This window comes from Pseudarthrobacter adonitolis, from assembly GCF_055412845.1.
In genome coordinates this window covers 1-15,489 of record NZ_JBVAYW010000024.1, presented here as the reverse complement: position 1 = coordinate 15,489, position 15,489 = coordinate 1, and the positions used below count along the sequence as shown (strand labels likewise).

Below are 15,489 nucleotides of genomic sequence, written 5' to 3'. Positions count from 1 at the left end.
CAGCGGCAAGATCCGGCACCTGTTTTTGCCCCTCTCTGACAAGGATTCCGCCATTTCCACGGACGCATTCTTCGCCACGCTCACCCGGAGCCGCAACGTCATCCTGCCTGCGGCCGCACGGTCCTGGCTGAACACGCCGCGTGGACTGCTCACGGGCTTCATCCTGGTGCATCTGGGGTTCCTCATCTTCGCGGCGCTGCTGTCCCTGCGCGGCGAAGCGTTCAGTGACACGTTCATTTACCGCGACTGGGCCCGGGCAGGTTTCGACGAAGCGAACCTCAGCGGCGGCCCCAGCCCCTGGGTGTACCCCATCCTGGCGCTGATCCCCATGGCACTGGCAGGGCTTGCCGGTCCCGGACCGTTCTTCTTCCTTTGGGTGCTGATGACCGCCATCCTCAACGGCTGGGCCCTGGCCAAGCTCACGGAGCGTGGCCGCAATCAGGATGCGATTCCCGCGGCCTGGTGGTGGCTGATCTTCACCCTGCTCATGGGGTGGCTCGGCTTCGCACGCGTGGACGGCCTCACCGCACCGATCGTCCTGGTGGCCCTGGCCTACGGGGTGGGCCGGCCGTTCATCGCCTCGGTCCTGCTCAGCGCCGCCACCTGGGTGAAGGTGTGGCCAGCCGCCGTCATGCTGGCCCTGTTCGCCGTCGTCAAGAACCGCCTGCTGGTGGTGCTGGCAGGCGTGGCCACGTCGGCGGTGGTGGTGGCACTCGCCGCCACGGTGGGCAGTGTGCCCAAGCTGCTGAACTTCCTGACACAGCAGGGCGACAGGGGCATGCAGCTCGAGGCAACGTTCACCACCCCGTGGCTGTGGCTGTCCGTGCTGAACATCGGCGACTCCCGGATGTACATGAACACCGACATCAACTCCATGCAGGTCGACGGCCCCGGCACCGCCGTCATGTCCGTGCTGATGCAGCCGCTCCTCATCCTCGCCGCGCTGCTCGTGGCCGGACTGACGTTCTGGGCGCTACACAACGGCAAGCTCAACGGCAACGGAAAGGCCGACGGCGGCGTTGACCGGACCGAGCTGCTGCTGGCCGGCGCGCTCACCCTGGCCACCGCCTTTGTGGTCTTCAACAAGGTGGGCTCGCCCCAGTTCATGGTGTGGCTGGCCCCGGCTGTGGCCGTGGGCCTGGCACACAGCTGGCGTGAATGGAGGGTCCCCGCGGCCATGCTCATCGCCATCGCCGTGGCCACGTTCTTCATCTACCCCCTGTTCTACGATGCCCTCAGCCACAACAACCCCCTCATGGCTGGCGTGCTGACCATCCGCAACGTCCTCCTGGTGGTCCTGTTCCTGTGGTCCGTCCGGCGCCTCTACTCACTGGGCAAAAAGACTTCCGCGTCCGTCCCCGTGCTCAAGGAGTCCTGAGATTTCCACGAAGTTCTTCGACCGGCTGGTCAGCGTCCGCAGCACCGTCCTGCCCTCCCGCGTGGTGGACTGGTTCGCCCGTCCGTCCAGCGTCTGGTGGGGCTTCGCTGTCATCCACTTATACTTCCTGGGCTGGATGGCGTCTTTCTTCCTCAACGGCGATACGTTCAGCGACACCGAGCAATACCGCCAGTGGGCCATGGACGGCTACAACCCGGACAGCCTGGACGGCAAAATCAGCCCCTGGGTATACCCGGTGCTCGCGCAGATCCCCATCTTCCTCGCGAACATTGTCGGACCCAGCCTCTACCTCCTGTGCTGGTACCTGATCATCACAGCCCTCAACGCCATCGGACTTGCTTTCCTGACCCGCGGACCGCGCAAGGTGAAGGGCATCGCCCCGGCGTGGTGGTGGCTGTTTTTCACCGTCTTTATGGGTTACCTCAGCTTCGCCCGGGTGGAGGGCATCACCGCCCCCATCGTGCTGATTGCCCTGCTGTACGCGGCTGAACGCCCCGTGGTGGCGGGGATCCTGCTGAGTGTCGCCACCTGGATCAAGGTGTGGCCGGCAGCGGTCCTGGTGCCCATCGTCATCGCCAGCCGCAAGCGGATCCAGGTGCTGGTTTCCGGCGTGGCAGTCACCGCCGTCGTGGGCCTGGGCACTTACCTTTCCGGCGGCCTGCCGCACATCATGGACTTCCTGACCAACCAGGGCGAACGTGGCATGCAGCTTGAAGCCACGTTCTCCACCCCGTGGGTATGGCTCAGCGTGTTCAACATCGCCGGGTCCAAGATGGCGGACAACACCGCCATCAACTCCACCGAGGTCTACGGCCCCGGAGCCACGGTGGCCGCGTTCCTGATGCAGCCGCTGCTGATCCTCGCCGCTGTGGTAGCCGCCGTCCTGCTGATCCGGGCCCTGAACCGCGGCGCAGAGCGGGAGGAACTCTTCCTCGAGGGCGCACTGATGATGACCACAGCATTCATCGTGTTCAACAAAGTGGGTTCGCCGCAGTTCATCATCTGGCTGGCACCGGTGATCATCGCCGGCCTGACGCACGACTGGGAACGCTGGAAGGTTCCTGCCGCACTGCTGATGGGCATCGCTGTTACCACCTTTGTGATCTACCCGCTGTTCTATACGCCGCTCATCCATGCCCACCCAGTCATGGCTGCCATCCTGACCACGCGCAATGTGCTCCTGGTGGTGCTGCTGTGGTGGTCGGTGAAGCGGACCGCGGAGCTTGGCCGCAAATCGCAGGCGGTCCCGCAGGCCCGAACCGCCTGAGGCGGCGGGCGCCCTCAGCCGACGAGCGGCAAGGATCTGCGGACTCGCCTCAGCGGGGCGTGTCTTCGTGAGACTTCCTGCGGCCTCAGGTCTTTCACCACAATGGGATGTCAGCAGCAGACCCGGGACTGCGGCAAGGCCGGATCGGTTATTTCGGGCAAACGACGTTTTACCCCGTGTCCCGTCGCATCTAAGTTGGCTGACTATGTCAACCTTTATTGGCCCCGGCAGGACGGCTATTTAGGCTCCACCTGAGTATGTCATCTGGTCGGAGTCCACTAGGACGGCCGGGAGGGTGCCCACCTGCTTGCTCTCAGACGATTCGGCTTGTTGGCCTTGGTAGGCAATCAGCGAGGTAGCCGGTCGCCTACGCGGCCGAGGCCGTCGACTGGGTCTTTTTTGGGCGCCACTTGGGCGGTACCGGGCAGGTCCCATCGAGGATGCCAGGGTGGAAACGTGATTCGTCGGGCGATCAGGTGAGCGTGCGCCACGAGCTGGACGCCGAAGCTTCAGGTAGCATACGACTGCTCTGGAAGCTGCTCGTGCTGCCGATGCACAGCGGCGTGATCGAGGATATCTTCGATCATCTTGAGCGCGCTTCCACTGGCACCGCCCATCGGCAGCAGCCAACAAGTGCACCCATAAGGTGGCTTGCGCGTCGAATGGCGGCCGCGGGCCTTAGATGAGTGAGTCCTATTTAGGCAGTTGCCGCGTGGACGTGGAGAATTCGGAGGTGGAGGCTGACTGGATCGACCACGGTTGCGACGAACCGGATTGCGGTGGTCACCAGTTGAATTTCAGGAGGTCTAGGCCATTCGGTGAACCAGGAAGTGGACGGCACGGCCTGGCGTTCGGGATCTTACGCTGCCCTGATCGGTCCCACGTTCCCGGGGACCACTGGCCCGGCCGTGCAGTTCTTCGTATATACACCCGGTACGGGGGCAGTCTCTACGGGGTGTCGGAGTGGCCCGGCCGGTGAGGCGCGAGCGGTGCGATGTGAACCTCACAGTTGGCTGCGATTGCTTCTCTGTCCGCGGCGGGTACGTCGTCGGTGAGGATGACGTCTGTGAAATCGCTGACGGGGACGAAGTGGTGCAGGGAGGTACGGCCTACTTTGCTGCCGTCCATCATCAGAATCCGCCGCGTGCCTGCTTTGAGCATGGCGCGCTTCATGAAGACAATGTCCTGTTCCTGGTGGTAGGTCATCTCGGAGCCCATGGTCGAGGTTGACTGGAACACTATGTCCACGGCGTAGGAGTTCACTGAGCTGTCGGTGGGCAGTCCGATGAACGAGTCGTGTGTCCGGGAGTACTGGCCGCCGATGACAATGAGACGGATGTCGTCGTTTTCACGCAGGACTTCGAGGGCCTGCCGGTAGTTCGTGAGGACCGTCAGAGGGCCGGTCTTATTCAGCAGGCGTGCCAGCGCGAGAACGGTTGTGGAATCGTCGAGCATGACCGACATGCCGGCCTCTACGAACCCCAGAGCCTTGTTGGCCAACGCCATCTTGGCCTGGGCCTGCATCTGCATGCGTATTTCGGAGCTGGCTTCGAACACGGTTGAAGGCAGTGCGGACACGCCGCCGTGAACCTTGCGCAGAACTCCCCTCCCGGCCAGGTCGTCAATGTCGCGGTGAACGGTCATGAGGCTGACACCGGCGAGGGCTGCCAGTTCGGCAGCAGTTGCAAACCCGGCACCGACCACGTGTTCGACGAGTTCCTGCTGGCGGCGGAGCCGCGGCTTCTTCAACGCAGTTGTCTCGCTCATCGGCTTGCCTTCACCCTCGACTTGAATATGTTCCCTGCACCTGCCGGGGCCTTTGCGGCACGGAGTCTCTTCAGGATACCGCGGTCAAGCAGCCGGGCCTTGTAGAACGATATCAATTTTAGTGAGTTAATTCACAGAATTTCTGTTACTCTTATCACATCCGTTGCGATGCGGGATGACCGCACGCCGTAGACCTCACCCGAGAAAGGGAATTCAATGAAGAACTTCTACACACGAGCGGCCGCCATCACCGTGGCTGTCCTGGCAACCGCGGCGGCCCTAGCCGGCTGCTCGTCACCCCAGGGCGGCGTGGGCGCCGGCGGCGACGCCTCCAGCGCCAAGATCGCGTTCCTGATGCCGGACATCGCCTCGACCCGCTACGAACTGTTTGACAAGCCGCTGTTCGAGGCCAAGATTAAGTCCCTGTGTTCGGGCTGTTCGGTCATCTATTCCAATGCCAACGCCAGCGCAGCGAAACAGCAAGAGCAGGCGAACTCAGCCCTGGCCCAGGGGGTAAAGGCGATCGTGATCGACCCTGTTGACTCGGCTGCGGCGGCCACCATCGTCAACACCGCGAAGGCACAGAACGTCCCGGTCATCGCCTATGACCGGCCGATCCCGTCAGTTCCGGCCAGCTACTATGTCTCCTTTGACAATGAAAAGATCGGTTCCCTGATCGCCCAGTCCCTGGTGGACCACTTGAAGAAAAGCAATGCCACGGGCGGGCTGCTTCAGGTCAACGGTTCCCCCACGGATGCGGCCGCCGGGTTGATCAAGAAGGGCATCCACACTGCAGTGGACTCCAGCGGCTTCAAGCTGCTGGCCGAATTTGACACCCCGGGCTGGGAACCGACCAAGGCGCAGGACTGGGTCAGCGGTCAGATCACCCAGTTCCCGGGACAGATCGCCGGCGTTGTTGCTGCAAATGACGGCACCGGCGGCGGCGCGATTGCCGCCTTCAAGGCCGCCGGCGTCAACCCGCTACCGCCCGTGACGGGCAACGATGCCGAGCTTGCAGCTGCCCAGCGGATCATTGCGGGGGACCAGTACAACACCATCTCCAAGCCGATCAAGATCGTTGCCGAAGCGGCTGCGGAAATCGCCTACAAGTTTGCCAAGGGTGAAAAGCCCGAGGGCAAGGCCACCTTGTTTGACACCCCGTCGGAGCTGTTCGTCCCGACCGTGGTCACGATCGACAACCTCAACGAGACACTGGTGACCAGCGGCATCCTGAAGGTCTCCGACCTCTGCACGCCGACCTACGCTGCAGCCTGCGCCAAAGCCGGCATCAAATAACAGGGAAATGGTGCCCCGCCCGTTCGGCCGGGGCACCCATCCGCCGATCGCACCACTATTACTGCTTAGAGGATCACATGTCTTCAACACCCACTACACCCGGCGACGGGACCGGAACGCCGCTTCTGTCTTTGCGCGACATCAACAAATCCTTCGGCGCCGTCGCCGCGCTCATGGAAATCGATCTGGACGTGGCCGCGGGAGAGGTCGTCGCCATCGTCGGTGACAACGGTGCCGGCAAATCAACGCTGGTCAAAGTGCTCTCCGGAGTGCATGCCCCCGACTCCGGGACCATCGCCTTCGAGGGCAACGACGTAACCATCCCCACCCCGATGGCCGCCCTGCACCTGGGCATCGCCACCGTCTTCCAGGACCTTGCCCTCTGCGACAACCTCACCGTCGTCGACAACCTCTTCCTTGGCCGCGAAATTTCACCGCTGCGGCTGAACGAAGTCGAAATGGAAACCCGGTCCTGGGAACTACTGAAGCAGCTCTCCGCCAAGATTCCCTCGCTGCGCACACAGGTCGCCTCCCTCTCGGGCGGGCAACGCCAGACCGTGGCCATCGCGCGGTCCCTGCTCGGGGATCCCAAAATCGTCATCCTGGACGAACCCACTGCCGCCCTCGGCGTGGCCCAGACCGCTGAAGTGCTGAACCTGGTGGAGCGGCTGCGCGAAAGAGGGCACGGCGTCATCATGATCAGTCACAACATGGCCGATGTGAAGGCCGTCGCCGACCGCGTCGCCGTGCTCCGGCTTGGCCGCAACAACGGTGTCTTCAACGTCAGCGACGTCTCGACGGAAGACGTCATCGCCGCCATTACCGGTGCGACGGACAACGTCGTTTCCCGCCGGTCCGCCGCACGCGGGGCACCCGGAGCTTCCACACCCAGCGAGGAGAACCAGGCACAATGAACAGCAAAACCGCACCCACGCCCCAGATCCGGCCGCTGGACCTGCAGGACGAACGGCTTCAGGACCGCACTGGACTCAAGGGACAACTCACGGCCTTCGTGGACAGAACCCGCTCCGGCGACCTTGGCGTCCTGCCCGTAGTGGCGGGGCTCATCGTCATCTGGGCCGTCCTACAAAGCCTGAATCCCATCTTCCTCTCCAGCGCCAACCTGGTGAACCTCGCGATGGAAAGCTCCGCGGTCGGAATCATCGCCCTCGGCATCGTCGGCGTCCTCCTCGTCGCGCAGATCGACCTGTCCGTCGGTTCCGTCAGCGGCCTGTCCGCGGCCGTCGTCGCCGTGACCGTCGTCAACCTGGGCTGGCCGGTCTGGCTCGCTGTCCTGGCCACGGTGGCCCTGGGCGCGGTCATCGGCTGGGTCTACGGACAGATCTTCAACCGCTTCGGTGTGCCCAGCTTCGTCATCACCCTCGCAGGCCTGCTGGGATTTCTTGGTCTGCAACTGTACGTTCTCGGAGCCAAGGGTTCCATCAACCTTCCCTTTGATTCGGCCCTGGTCTACTTCGCGCAGCTTGCTTTCGTGCCGCCATGGCTTTCCTATGTCCTCGTCGTCGCAGCGGCCGGCGGACTGTTTCTCACCGACTACATCCACGCACGGGCCCGCCGTACCGCCGGGCTGTCATCCATGCCGCTGCAGAGCATGATCCCCCGCAGCGTCCTCCTGCTGCTGGTCCTGGGCTTTGTCGTCTGGTACCTGAACCAGACCCGCGGTGTGGGCTGGATGTTCGTCTTCTTTATCGCACTGATACTGGCCATGAACTACCTGCTGAAGCGGACCAAATGGGGCCGGTCTGTCTACGCGGTCGGAGGCAACGCCGAAGCGGCCCGCCGGGCGGGCATCAACGTCAAAGCCGTGTACACCTCGGTCTTGGTCACCTGCTCCACCCTGGCCGCGGTCGGCGGGCTGCTGGCTGCCGCACGCCTGGCCGCCGCCAACCAGGGCAGTGGCGGCGGAGACGTCAACCTCAACGCCATCGCCGCCGCCGTCATCGGCGGCACCAGCCTCTTCGGCGGCCGGGGAAGCGCTTTCTCCGCCCTCCTGGGCATCGTTGTCATCCAATCAATCTCCAGCGGACTGACCCTGCTGAACCTGGACTCCTCGTTCCGGTTCATGGTCACCGGTGTGGTCCTGCTCCTGGCCGTCATGCTCGACTCGGTCTCACGCCGGTCCCGCACCTCGCACGGCAGGGCCTGACCCCGCCACCCGCGGGCCACACATCTATAGCACGAAGGAAGGTTCGGACATGGCCGTCATCTGCGTTGACGCCGGTACCACGATGATCAAGGCGGTCGGGTACGACGAGGAAGGCACGGAAGTGGTGGTCGTGCGACAGGTAACCTCTGTAACCCGCCCCCACCCCGGGTGGGCGGAACAGGACATGCTTTCGGTCTGGGACGCCGTGGTCTTCACCGTCCGCGGCGTGGTCCGCCAGCTCCAGTCCGAGGTCGACTACCTGGCCATTACCGCCCAGGGCGACGGCGCCTGGCTCGTTGACGCCGGCGGGGCCCCGACGGGCCCGGCCATCCTGTGGAACGACGGCCGCGGCGTGGACATCCTCTCCGCCTGGACAGACGCGGGGACCCTTGACCAGGCCTTTCCCATCAACGGCTCGCTGACATCCTCGGGAATGCCCAACGTCATCCTCAGCTGGCTGCATCAAAATGATCCCGACAGGCTCGACCGCTCGCACGCGTCGCTGACCTGCGGAGGATGGATCTTCAGCCGGATGACCGGCGAATTCGCGGTCGATGAGTCCGACGCGGCCGCCCCGTTCATGGACATCCGCACCCGGCAGTACTCCCCGGAGCTGCTGGGCCTCTACGACATGGAATGGGCACGACCCCTGCTGCCGCCCATCCGCGACGACGACCACCGGGTCGCAGAGCTCACCCGTCACGCCGGGACACTTCTCGGCCTGCCCGCGGGCCTGCCGGTCGTCATGTCCTCCTACGACATAGCCTCCACCGCTATCGGCGTCGGCGCCGTCAGCTCCGGCCAGGCCTGCAGCATCCTGGGCACAACACTGTGCACCGAGATCATCACCGACCAGGTCCGGATCAGCGACCCGGCCGCCGGACTGAACATTGCCCCGGGCCTGCCCGGGAAAATCCTGCGCTCCTTCCCCACACTCGCCGGCGGCGAAGTCATCCAATGGGCCTGTGAACTGCTCGGCATCGAGGACCCGGAGGCACTCACGCACCTCGCTTCGACGTGCGGACCCGGCGCCGGAGGCCTGATGTTCCTGCCCTACTTTTCCCCCGCCGGCGAACGGGCACCGTTCCTGGACCCCATGGCCCGGGGAACCTTCCTGGGGATGTCCTTCGAGCACCGGCGCGAACACATCGCCAAGGCCGTTCTGGAAGGGCTCACCCTGGTCATCCGGGACTGCCTCACCGCCTCCGGACACACCCCCACGCAATTGCGCGTCTGCGGCGGAGGAGCAGCCAGCGCGCTGTGGCTGCAGCTGATCGCCGACGTCACCGGCATCCCGGTACTGCGGTCCATGGACACCGAAGTCGGCGCCAAAGGAGCCTTCCTGATCGGACTCGTCGCCACCGGCGGCGCCGGAAGCGTTGAAGAGGTGGCCCCCTGGTATGTCCGGATGCGGGACACCTTCACACCGGACCTTTCCCGGGCCGCCTTCTACAACGAACTCTACGTAGACTTCCTGGCCCTGCGCGCTGTCACTCAGAAGGCCTGGCCCCGACTGGCCAGGATGCGGCAGCGCTCCGCGGCTACCGGCGGGCCGGAGACTTTCCCGCCCGCCACATCCGTGCCCGCCACCGACGGCCACGGCACGTCACCGCGAACCATTCACAGGACTGCAGGGAGCACCACATGAGAGAGAAGCCGGGCCCGTTCGAAGAGGTGTGGATGGGGATCGATCTGGGGACCCAAAGCGTCCGCGTCCTGGCGGTCACCGGCACCGGCGAGGTGATCGGTTCCGGCAGCCGCCCGCTGACCAGCCACCGGGACGGCGCCCGCCACGAGCAGAAACCGGAGCAATGGTGGGAGGCGGTCGCCGGGGCATCCACGGATGCCCTCCGGGATGTCCCCGCCGCAGCGGTACGGGGGGTCGCCGTCGACGCGACCTCCGGCACGATCCTGCTCATGGACCGGGACGGCCGGCCCCTGACGCCGGGGCTCATGTACGACGACGGACGCGCCGCAGCGGAGGCCGCCCGCGTCAACGAGGCCGGCGCCGATGTCTGGGCCGAACTGGGCTACCAGCGGATGCAGCCGGCTTGGGCACTGCCGAAACTTCTCTGGCTGCTGCGCGAGCATCAGGACAAGGTCCCCGGCGCCCGCCTGGCCCATCAGAACGACTTCATCAACCGGCAACTCACGGGCCATGATGTCCCCACAGACCTGAGCAATGCCCTCAAAACAGGGGCACACCTGATTCAGGAAAAGTGGCCCGAGGAACTCATGCAGGACCTCGGGGTCCCGGCGGGGGTCCTTCCGGACCTCGTCCGCATGGGCACCCGGATCGGGGCCGTCTGCAGCGCGGCCGCCGCGGCCACCGGCATCCCCGCCGGCACACCGGTCATCGCCGGTGCCACCGACGGCTGCGCCGCGCAGCTCGGCGCAGGGGCACTGAAAGCCGGCAGCTGGAACTCCGTACTCGGCACAACACTGGTGCTCAAAGGCGTCACCCGGGACCTGATCCAGGACCCCCTTGGCGTCGTCTATTCGCATAGGGCCCCCAACGGCGACTGGCTCCCCGGCGGCGCCTCCAGCACCGGAGCCGGCGCCATCACCCGGGACTTCTCCGGCCAGGATCTTGCCCGGCTTGAGCGTCAGGCCAGAGCCTATGAGCCCGCCGGCGTCCTAGCCTACCCCCTCGTGTCTCGCGGTGAACGCTTCCCTTTCCTCGCCCCCGGCGCGGAAGGATTCATTCTCGGGACCCCCGCCACCGACGGCGAACGGTACGCCGCAGTCCTGCAGGGCATCGCCTACATTGAACGGCTCTGCTTCGACTACCTCGCCCTCCTGGGCGCACCCCTGCACGGCGAGCTGATCCTCACCGGCGGAGCCACCAAAAGCGAGTACTGGTGCCAGCTGCGCGCAGACATTCTGGGCCGACCGGTGACATTGCCGCAGAACGCGGAGCCGGCGTTGGGAATGGCCGTCCTCGCGGCCTCCCCGGGGCGGCAAACCGCCGACGTGGCCGCGGAGATGGTGCGGATGCGACGGATAATCGACCCCCGGGACGGTGCAACCGCCACGTACGACGCCTCCTACCTGAACCTTGTCGGGGAGCTCGAAGAACGCGGCTGGCTCCCGGAAGCCGTCGCCGCACACGCACGTGAAAGGACAAACGCATGACCGACCTCATCCTCGTCCGGCACGGCGAGACCATCTGGCACGCGGAGAACCGGTACGCCGGCCGCAGCGACATCGACCTGACACCCCGCGGCGTGGAGCAGGCCTCCCAACTCGCCCGCTGGGCAGAAACCGCGGAACTGACCGGTATCTGGGCCTCGGACCTTAGCCGGGCCCGCCGGACCGCCGAAGGCTGCGCCGAGGCCACAGGCCACGAACTGAAGATCGACCCGCGGCTGCGCGAGCTCGACTTCGGCGACGGAGAGGGCCTGACCGGTGCTGAGATGGAAGCCACATTCCCCGAGGCCCGCAAAGCCTTTCAAATCGATCCCGCCGCGTCCCCGCTGCCCGGCGGTGAAGACCCTTTCAAGGCCGCTGAACGGTTTGTGCAGTGTCTGTACGACATAGCGGAGGAACAGCCGGATGGCTGTGTCCTGGTCGTCGCCCACACCACGGCCATCCGGCTTAGCCTGTGCCGGCTCCTGGGTATCCCCCTCGGCGAATACCGGCGGGTTTTCCCCTCTCTCCGCAACTGCGCCCTGACCACGATCCGTCTTCAGGGCCAACAGGCCGGCCTGCTCGAATACAACGCAACAGCCGGGCCCGCTGACTGAACCATCCGCAGCTGGACCACCTGCTGCGTCCCCGGCATCCTGACCAACCAGACCTAGGAGTCCCACATGACCACCCGCATCCTCGCCGCAGGAGACCACTTCGTCCTGAACCGCCTTCTCATCGACGCCGTAGAACGCGAAGTAGCCGACGGCGTCGAATTCACCGAAATGACGCTCCCGTGGCCGCTTACCCCGTTCGGCCCGGTCGCAGAAGTGGACGAAGCCTCCGGAACCGAAGAACAGCTGATCGAGTCGCTCCGCGGCGTCGAAATCTGTGTCACGCAGATGGCACCGCTGACCGAAAAGGTCCTCAAGGCCTGCCCGGACCTGAAACTGTTCTGCATCAGCCGGGGGGGCCCGGTCAACGCAAATCTGGAAGCAGCCACCCGCCACGGGGTTGCCGTCACCTCCGCACCCGGACGCAACGCCGCAGCCACGGCCGAACACACCCTGGGCATGATGCTGGCCGCCATCCGCCGCATCCCCCAGACCAACGCCGACCTTTCCGCCGGAACCTGGCGGGGCGACTACTACACATACGACAACGTCGGTCCCGAGCTTGAGGGCAGCACCATCGGCCTCGTTGGCTACGGCGCCATCGGCAGCCGCGTTGCGCGCATGCTCAAGGGCTTCGGCGCGGAGGTCCTAGTCCACGACCCCTACGTAACCGCCGACCTCCTGGCAGGAAACGCCACACAGGTGGGACTGGACGAACTGCTCTCCCGCAGCCTGGTGGTCAGCCTGCACGCCCGGGTGACGCCGGAGACCACCGGAATGATCGGCGCCGCACAGATCGCCGCCATGCCCGCAGGGTCCATCATCGTCAACTGCGCCCGCGGGGCTCTGCTGGACTACGACGCCCTGTGCGACGCCCTCGACTCGGGCCACCTCTTCGGTGCCGCATTCGACGTCTTCCCCGAAGAACCCATCCCCGCAGGCTCACGCCTCCTCACCACCCCCAACATCGTCATGACCCCCCACCTGGCCGGCGCCAGTAAACAAACAGCTGCCAAAGCCGCAGCGATCATCGCCGGAGACGTCGGACGCTACCTGCGGGACGAGCCCCTGGCCCACTGTGCCAACCCCGACGCCCTGCGTCCCGCCAGCAGATAGCCGTCGCCGGCCGCTTACCCGACCACTCTCCCGGCGGCGGGACACTCAGGAAACGGCCGACATCACCCAGGCACCCAGGTCCCGGATCCGTCCGCGCCGGGTCCGGGCACACCGGAAGCATGGAGGGCGCCGACCGGCGCCGTCAGCTCTGGGCCTGCGCACCGCACGCCGCGGCGACTACCGCGTCCTGTTTCACACTCGATGTCGAAAAGCACATCTTGTACGTTCATCGCATCGAGCACCGATCCGACGTGTACAAGCCGTGTTGATCCGGGTCCGGCACCGCGTACCCTCACCCGTTGGCCCGGCGTTGCACCCTTCAGTCCACGTCACAGGGCGTCTGGGGCTGTGGAGGCATGCAAGACAAGAGGGTCGGCAGCGCTTGGGGTGCTGAGACCGAGCCCACGGGCGAGAACGAAGTCGTGGTTGCAACACGTTCGTCAGAGATTGTGCACGTTCCTCCATCAGCTTCGCGCAGGAATACAGGCTTTTTCCATTGTGGTTGGCGTCGGGTCTGCCGGTGCCGCTATCGCCCGCCGACTTGTCGGCGCAGGACGGTGGCCGTACTGGAGGCAGATGCTGAGGATACCAACCCGCTGTGCGCCGAGGTCTGCGCCGGCCGGTTCTGGCAGTCAGGTAATGGCGGGCCTGTTGGCAGCCCCTTGCACCAGCCCATGTTCTTCATGGACCCGCTTAGATGAAGCCCCGCTTATGCTCGGCTGGGAGAAGCGGCGCCGAAGGCCAAGAGTTGGGAGTTCAGGGGCAGCAGCATTTGCGGACACGGGCTGTGAAGAACCAGTGTTGCGGATGTTGCCCCCGTCACCCTCAGTGGTGCCAAAGCCCAACCCGGAGGAAAAATGGCCATTGGCTCCCCCACCCTGACCGTCGAAACATTGGAACAAACCGAAAAACGCGGCCTTCGAAGGTCGATGGAGGCCCGGCACCTCGTCATGATCGCAATGGGAGGTGTCATCGGGTCGGGACTCTTCCTCAGTTCGGGGTACACCATCGCCCAAGCAGGGCCGCTGGGGGCAATTATCGCCTACCTGATTGGCGCGGTGGTGGTGTACATGGTGATGGCATGCCTGGGCGAACTGGCAGTCGCCTATCCGGTGTCCGGCGCCTTTCACATCTACGCGGCGAGGACCATGGGCCCTGCCACCGGCTTCGCCACCGCCTGGCTTTACTGGCTCTGCTGGGCGGTTGCCCTCGGCTCTGAATTCACAGCTGCCGGCCTGCTGATGCAGAGGTGGTTTCCTCATGTGGATGTGTGGATTTGGTGCCTTGTTTTTGCTGCGGTCCTGTTCACGCTGAACGCCATATCGTCACGGGTCTTCGGTGAATCCGAGTTCTGGTTCGCCCTGATAAAGGTCAGCGCCGTGGTCGGCCTGATCGTTTTGGGCGGCGCAGCCCTGCTTGGTTTCCATCCGCTTGCAGAAAACGACTATCCGCTCCTTGGCGAGAACCTCAATACGCCGCAGGGCCTGTTTCCCAACGGCTTTACCGGCATCCTGATCACCACGCTCGCTGTCTTTTATGCATTCTCCGGCTCGGAACTCATCGGCGTGGCCGCAGGAGAAACGGCAAACCCGGCAGTCAACATCCCCAAGGCAATGCGAACCACGGTTATCCGCCTCATGATTTTCTTCGTGGGAGCTATTGCGGTGATTGCCAGTACGGTGCCATATAAGGACACCTCGCTGGAAGTCAGCCCCTTTGTCACGGTCTTCTCGCAGCTGGGTATTCCTTACGCCGCAGACATCATGAATTTCGTCATCATCACGGCCCTTTTGTCGGCAGGAAACTGCGGCCTGTTTTCCTGCGGCCGCATGCTTTTCTCGCTGGCGGACGAGGGTTATGCCCCTAAGGCCCTGAAGAAGCTGACAAAACGCGGCATCCCCCTGCTTGCCCTCTGCGTCAGCATGCTCGGCGGCCTTGCCTCGCTCATCAGCAGCGTGGTGGCACCAACCACGGTTTACCTGATCCTCGTTTCCGTGGCAGGTTTCGCCACCGTGGGTGTTTGGATGTCCATCACAGCCTCACACTTCCTCCACCGGAGGGCATTCCTGCGCGCCGGCGGCGACACCTCAACCCTCCCCTACCGCGCCCCTTTGTTTCCGCTCCTGCCCATCGTCGCGTTCCTTCTGTGTCTCATTTCCCTCATTGGCATCGGCTTTGATCCAACCCAGGCGACGGCGCTGTACTTCGGGATCCCGTTCGTGGGTGCCTGCTACGCCTACTTCCATTTCAAGTACGGGCGCAAGCAGAAGTCGCCCGGGCAGGATCTGGACGCGGGAACGCAAACAGTGGACGCACCCTAGATGTAGTGTCCCGGTATCTTGGTGACACGGGGATTGATCTGACGCGTTAGAGAACCTCCGGGTGTTGTGTGGTGCTTGCCGAGAGCTAACACAATCCAGGAGGTCCTCGAGCGGCGCTCCTGGGGCCGTGACCGTGTCCGCCGGCATGAGTATGCCCGGCACGGTCAAATGGTCCACGTCGACGTCGACGTCAAAAGCTCGGACTGATCCCCGACTGCGGCGGGTTGATCGACCGGGTGCAGGGCAAAGCGACTCCCAAGCCCGGATCTGACCGAAGGCCGCCGCAGCACGGACCCGGCCTAGGGCATGTCTCCTAATTCCTTGAGCCAGATGGTGATGGCGCGGAGGACGACTCCGCCGCGGTAGGTCAGAGCGAGCTTGTCGTAGCGGGTGGCGAGGCCGCGCCATTGCTT

11 protein-coding genes and 1 pseudogene are annotated in these 15,489 nt (G+C 64.7%); 10 read left to right on the top strand and 2 right to left on the bottom strand.

Features of this window, described 5'->3' with window-relative positions; translation table 11 throughout:
- Nucleotides 1–52 precede the first annotated feature (52 nt).
- Together ACZYZ4_RS17080 and ACZYZ4_RS17075 are read left to right on the top strand one after the other, a co-directional pair.
- Nucleotides 53–1,378 carry a glycosyltransferase family 87 protein gene (locus ACZYZ4_RS17080; RefSeq protein ID WP_463862850.1) on the top strand — a complete coding sequence of 442 codons (1,326 nt, stop codon included), beginning with the start codon at nucleotides 53–55 and terminating at the stop codon, nucleotides 1,376–1,378.
- 61 nt (nucleotides 1,379–1,439) lie between these two features.
- A complete protein-coding gene (locus ACZYZ4_RS17075) occupies nucleotides 1,440–2,666 on the top strand; it encodes a glycosyltransferase 87 family protein (protein ID WP_463862797.1) in 1,227 nt (408 codons plus the stop codon).
- 948 nt (nucleotides 2,667–3,614) lie between these two features.
- On the opposite strand, the gene ACZYZ4_RS17070 is transcribed toward ACZYZ4_RS17075, so the two are convergent.
- Nucleotides 3,615–4,433, bottom strand: a complete 819-nt coding sequence (locus ACZYZ4_RS17070) for a DeoR/GlpR family DNA-binding transcription regulator (protein WP_463862795.1) — start codon at nucleotides 4,431–4,433, stop codon at nucleotides 3,615–3,617.
- A 216-nt stretch (nucleotides 4,434–4,649) separates the two neighbouring features.
- Here ACZYZ4_RS17070 and ACZYZ4_RS17065 point away from each other — a divergent pair, with 216 nt between their 5' ends.
- The 8 genes from ACZYZ4_RS17065 to ACZYZ4_RS17030 all read left to right on the top strand — a co-directional run bounded on the left by ACZYZ4_RS17065 (nucleotide 4,650) and on the right by ACZYZ4_RS17030 (nucleotide 15,076).
- The gene (locus tag ACZYZ4_RS17065) at nucleotides 4,650–5,729 is read left to right on the top strand and encodes an ABC transporter substrate-binding protein (protein WP_463862793.1); all 1,080 of its coding nucleotides are present in this window, start codon (nucleotides 4,650–4,652) and stop codon (nucleotides 5,727–5,729) included.
- A gap of 77 nt (nucleotides 5,730–5,806) precedes the next feature.
- Complete coding sequence (locus tag ACZYZ4_RS17060; protein ID WP_463862791.1) at nucleotides 5,807–6,643, top strand: ATP-binding cassette domain-containing protein; 837 nt, start codon at nucleotides 5,807–5,809, stop codon at nucleotides 6,641–6,643.
- Nucleotides 6,640–7,896, top strand: a complete 1,257-nt coding sequence (locus ACZYZ4_RS17055) for a sugar ABC transporter permease (RefSeq protein WP_463862790.1) — start codon at nucleotides 6,640–6,642, stop codon at nucleotides 7,894–7,896. The genes ACZYZ4_RS17060 and ACZYZ4_RS17055 overlap by 4 nt, the downstream gene beginning before the upstream one ends.
- Nucleotides 7,897–7,945: 49 nt before the next feature.
- Nucleotides 7,946–9,544, top strand: coding sequence for an FGGY family carbohydrate kinase (locus ACZYZ4_RS17050; RefSeq protein ID WP_463862788.1), 1,599 nt, complete (start codon nucleotides 7,946–7,948; stop codon nucleotides 9,542–9,544).
- Nucleotides 9,541–11,031 carry an FGGY-family carbohydrate kinase gene (locus tag ACZYZ4_RS17045; RefSeq protein WP_463862786.1) on the top strand — a complete coding sequence of 497 codons (1,491 nt, stop codon included), beginning with the start codon at nucleotides 9,541–9,543 and terminating at the stop codon, nucleotides 11,029–11,031. Before ACZYZ4_RS17050 ends, ACZYZ4_RS17045 begins: the two co-directional genes overlap by 4 nt.
- Nucleotides 11,028–11,642, top strand: a complete 615-nt coding sequence (locus ACZYZ4_RS17040) for a histidine phosphatase family protein (RefSeq protein ID WP_463862784.1) — start codon at nucleotides 11,028–11,030, stop codon at nucleotides 11,640–11,642. Before ACZYZ4_RS17045 ends, ACZYZ4_RS17040 begins: the two co-directional genes overlap by 4 nt.
- A gap of 66 nt (nucleotides 11,643–11,708) precedes the next feature.
- Nucleotides 11,709–12,755: a 2-hydroxyacid dehydrogenase gene (locus tag ACZYZ4_RS17035; protein WP_463862782.1), complete on the top strand. Its 1,047-nt coding sequence runs from the start codon at nucleotides 11,709–11,711 to the stop codon at nucleotides 12,753–12,755.
- Nucleotides 12,756–13,612: 857 nt separating this feature from the next.
- Complete coding sequence (locus ACZYZ4_RS17030; RefSeq protein ID WP_463862780.1) at nucleotides 13,613–15,076, top strand: amino acid permease; 1,464 nt, start codon at nucleotides 13,613–13,615, stop codon at nucleotides 15,074–15,076.
- Between the two features lie 299 nt (nucleotides 15,077–15,375).
- Here ACZYZ4_RS17030 and ACZYZ4_RS17025 read toward each other — a convergent pair.
- Nucleotides 15,376–15,489 (bottom strand): annotated as a pseudogene (locus tag ACZYZ4_RS17025) (IS5/IS1182 family transposase); the annotation flags it as partial.

Bases quoted from the DNA above. Each gene is read 5' to 3' on its own strand.
- ACZYZ4_RS17070 (WP_463862795.1), bottom strand. From the start codon at position 4,433: ATGAGCGAGACAACTGCGTTGAAGAAGCCGCGGCTCCGCCGCCAGCAG.
- ACZYZ4_RS17065 (WP_463862793.1), top strand. From the start codon at position 4,650: ATGAAGAACTTCTACACACGAGCGGCCGCCATCACCGTGGCTGTCCTG.
- ACZYZ4_RS17060 (WP_463862791.1), top strand. From the start codon at position 5,807: ATGTCTTCAACACCCACTACACCCGGCGACGGGACCGGAACGCCGCTT.
- ACZYZ4_RS17055 (WP_463862790.1), top strand. From the start codon at position 6,640: ATGAACAGCAAAACCGCACCCACGCCCCAGATCCGGCCGCTGGACCTG.
- ACZYZ4_RS17050 (WP_463862788.1), top strand. From the start codon at position 7,946: ATGGCCGTCATCTGCGTTGACGCCGGTACCACGATGATCAAGGCGGTC.
- ACZYZ4_RS17045 (WP_463862786.1), top strand. From the start codon at position 9,541: ATGAGAGAGAAGCCGGGCCCGTTCGAAGAGGTGTGGATGGGGATCGAT.
- ACZYZ4_RS17040 (WP_463862784.1), top strand. From the start codon at position 11,028: ATGACCGACCTCATCCTCGTCCGGCACGGCGAGACCATCTGGCACGCG.
- ACZYZ4_RS17035 (WP_463862782.1), top strand. From the start codon at position 11,709: ATGACCACCCGCATCCTCGCCGCAGGAGACCACTTCGTCCTGAACCGC.
- ACZYZ4_RS17030 (WP_463862780.1), top strand. From the start codon at position 13,613: ATGGCCATTGGCTCCCCCACCCTGACCGTCGAAACATTGGAACAAACC.